This is a genomic window from Pseudoduganella violacea (assembly GCF_014191875.1).
GTDB lineage: Bacteria > Pseudomonadota > Gammaproteobacteria > Burkholderiales > Burkholderiaceae_D > Rugamonas > Rugamonas violacea_A.
In genome coordinates, this window is the sequence record NZ_JACHXD010000042.1 from 1 (window position 1) to 2,496 (window position 2,496).

The following is a 2,496-nucleotide window of genomic DNA, read 5'->3' on the forward strand; positions in this document are numbered from 1 at the left end:
GTAAGCGTAAAGCCAGCGCCGTCTTGAGCCCAGGGCTGAATTGATTGATGATGACATCACACCGCTGGGAAGCGGCGTGTTTTTTAAGCCGAGGGGAGCTGCGCTGCGCAGTTCCAAGGCAGGAAGTCATCGACCCGGTTGACTGGATGCTCGGCGATGTTGGCCAGCACATGGCGTAGCCAGGCTTCCGGATCGATGCCGTTGAGCTTGGCCGTGCCGATCAGCGAGTAGATGGCGGCAGCCCGCTCGCCACCGCTGTCGGCGCCGGCGAACAGATAGTTGCGGCGACCGATGGCGACACCGCGCAGCGCACGCTCGGCGGCCGAATTATCGATCTCGATGATGCCGTCGTCGCAGTAACGCAGCAACGCTGGCCACAGGTTAAGCGCGTACTGGATCGCCGCCGCCGTGTCCGACTTGCGCGACAGTTTTTCGAGCGTGGCGCGCAGCCAGTTGCCGAAGTCGTCGAGTAATGGGTGTGCTCGCTGCTGGCGCACCAGTTGTCGTTCATGCGGCGGCTTGCCGCGAATCTCGGCTTCGATCCCATACAGTTCGGCGATCCGGTGCAGCGCCTCGGTCGTGATCGCCGACGGCCTGGCCACATGCAGATCGTAGAACTTCCTGCGCGCGTGCGCCCAGCAGGCCGCTTCCTGGATCGTACCGTCGAGGTATAGCGCGTTGAAGCCGGCGTAGGCATCGGCCTGCAGCACGCCGCTGAAGTTGGCCAGGTGGGTTTGTGGATGGATGCCTTTGCGGTCCGGCGTGTAGGCAAACCAGACGGCCGCCGGCGTGGCGTCGCCGGATGCGCGGTCGTCACGCACGTAGGTCCACAACCGCGCCGTTTTGGTCTTGCCATTGCCCGGTGCCAGCACGGGAATCGGCGTGTCGTCGGCGTGCAGCTTACGGCCGGCCAGCACGTGGCGCCGGATCGCCTCGACCAGGGGCCGCAGCAGTGCGCTGGTGGCGCCGACCCAGTTCGCCAACAGCGCGCGTTCCAGTTCGACGCCTTCGCGGGCGTAGATCACCGATTGGCGGTATAGCGGGATGTGGTCGGCGAACTTGGCTACCAACACGTGCGCCAGCAGGCCGGGGCCGGCGATGCCGCGCGCAATCGGCCGGCTTGGTGCGGGCGCCTGCACGATGGCATCGCAGCAGGTACATGCCAGTTTCGGACGCACATGGCGGATCACGCGGAAACTGGCCGGCACGAACTCGAGCTGCTCGGCCACATCCTCGCCCAATTTGCGCAGTGCGCCGCCACAGGCTTGGCAAGCATCCCCAGGCGGCAGATGGACCTTCTCGTCGCGCGGCAGATGGTCAGGCAATGGCTTGCGCGGCGTGCGCTGACGTGGTGCCGGATCGGCCGCCGGCATCTCGCGCTCGGCCTCGGCGTCGTCAGCCTGCAGGTCTTCGAGCAGCAGTTCGAGCTGCTCGATCTGGTAGTCCAGCTTCTCGGACTTGCGGCCGAACTGCATGCGCCGCAGCCGGGCGATCTGCAGCTTCAGATGTTCAATTTCGGCGGCACGCGTGTTCAGTTGTGCTTCCAGTCCCGCGACGCGCTCATCGCGCTCCTGAACACGACGTTCGCTCGCCAGCAGCAGCGCCTTCAGGGCATCGATATCGTCGGGCAGGTCGGCGTGATTGAGCATGGCCCGAGTTTACGCGAGCACCGCGATGTTTACAAGGCCGACTGCGGCCGCCAGGTGCGCTCCGGCCGGCGCCAGTCGATGCCTTCGAGCAGCATCGACAGCTGCGCCTGGGTCAGCGTCACGGTGCCGTCGGCGGCCTGCGGCCAGACGAAGCGGCCGCGCTCAAGGCGCTTGGCCAGCAAGCACATGCCGTCGCCACTCCACCACAGCACCTTGATCATGTCGCCGCGCCGGCCACGGAACACGAACACGTGGCCGCTGAAGGGATCTTCGGCCAGTGCCGTTTGCGCCTTGGCGGCCAAGCCGTTCATGCCGGCGCGCATGTCGGTAACGCCGGCGGCCAACCAGATCCTGGTGCCTGCAGGCAGTCCGATCATGGCAGCAGGCGGGTTAACAACAGCGTCAGCGTGGCCGCGTCGACCTGGCCTTCCAGCCGCAACTGAGCTTGGCCCACGCTCAGTACAATGACGCCAGATGAGCCGCTGGCGAGAGCGGCCGCCACCGGCGGCGTATCGACTACCGTGACGGCCAACAACTGGCTCGGCGCCTTGACTTCATCCCCGGTCTCGGTAACGAAACGCTTGCGCCAACTGAATAGCTGATTGGTGTTGATCTTCAATTCGCGGGCGATCAGCGACACCGATGCGCCTGGAACCAAGGTGCGCGCCACGGCGGCGCGCTTGAATGCATCGCTATGCTGGCGATACGGGCCGCGTTTCGCCCTGGTGGTGACTGGTCGAATTATTGTGTCCATAAATAAATTTGTGGACACAATCAATTTGCATCCCAAATTCAATCATGGCGACGCGCTGCACTCAATGGAAGACGGCGCTGGCGAGACGCTTAC

General features: G+C 64.7%; 3 protein-coding genes. All 3 read right to left on the minus strand.

Annotated elements, in window-relative coordinates:
* Positions 1–83: 83 nt before the first annotated feature.
* The 3 genes from tnpC to FHS03_RS27810 are packed head-to-tail and all read right to left on the minus strand — an operon-like array spanning position 84 to position 2,403.
* Positions 84–1,649: an IS66 family transposase gene (tnpC, locus tag FHS03_RS27800; RefSeq protein ID WP_183444160.1), complete on the minus strand. Its 1,566-nt coding sequence runs from the start codon at positions 1,647–1,649 to the stop codon at positions 84–86.
* Positions 1,650–1,678: 29 nt separating this feature from the next.
* On the minus strand, positions 1,679–2,026 hold the full coding sequence (gene tnpB / locus FHS03_RS27805) for an IS66 family insertion sequence element accessory protein TnpB (protein WP_183444162.1): 348 nt from the start codon (positions 2,024–2,026) through the stop codon (positions 1,679–1,681).
* The gene (locus FHS03_RS27810) at positions 2,023–2,403 is read right to left on the minus strand and encodes a transposase (RefSeq protein ID WP_183444164.1); all 381 of its coding nucleotides are present in this window, start codon (positions 2,401–2,403) and stop codon (positions 2,023–2,025) included. The genes tnpB and FHS03_RS27810 overlap by 4 nt, the downstream gene beginning before the upstream one ends.
* Positions 2,404–2,496: the final 93 nt, after the last annotated feature.

What these genes read in the sequence shown, in the direction of transcription:
- tnpC (WP_183444160.1), bottom strand. Translation starts at nt 1,649, where the DNA reads ATGCTCAATCACGCCGACCTGCCCGACGATATCGATGCCCTGAAGGCG.
- tnpB (WP_183444162.1), bottom strand. Translation starts at nt 2,026, where the DNA reads ATGATCGGACTGCCTGCAGGCACCAGGATCTGGTTGGCCGCCGGCGTT.
- FHS03_RS27810 (WP_183444164.1), bottom strand. Translation starts at nt 2,403, where the DNA reads ATGGACACAATAATTCGACCAGTCACCACCAGGGCGAAACGCGGCCCG.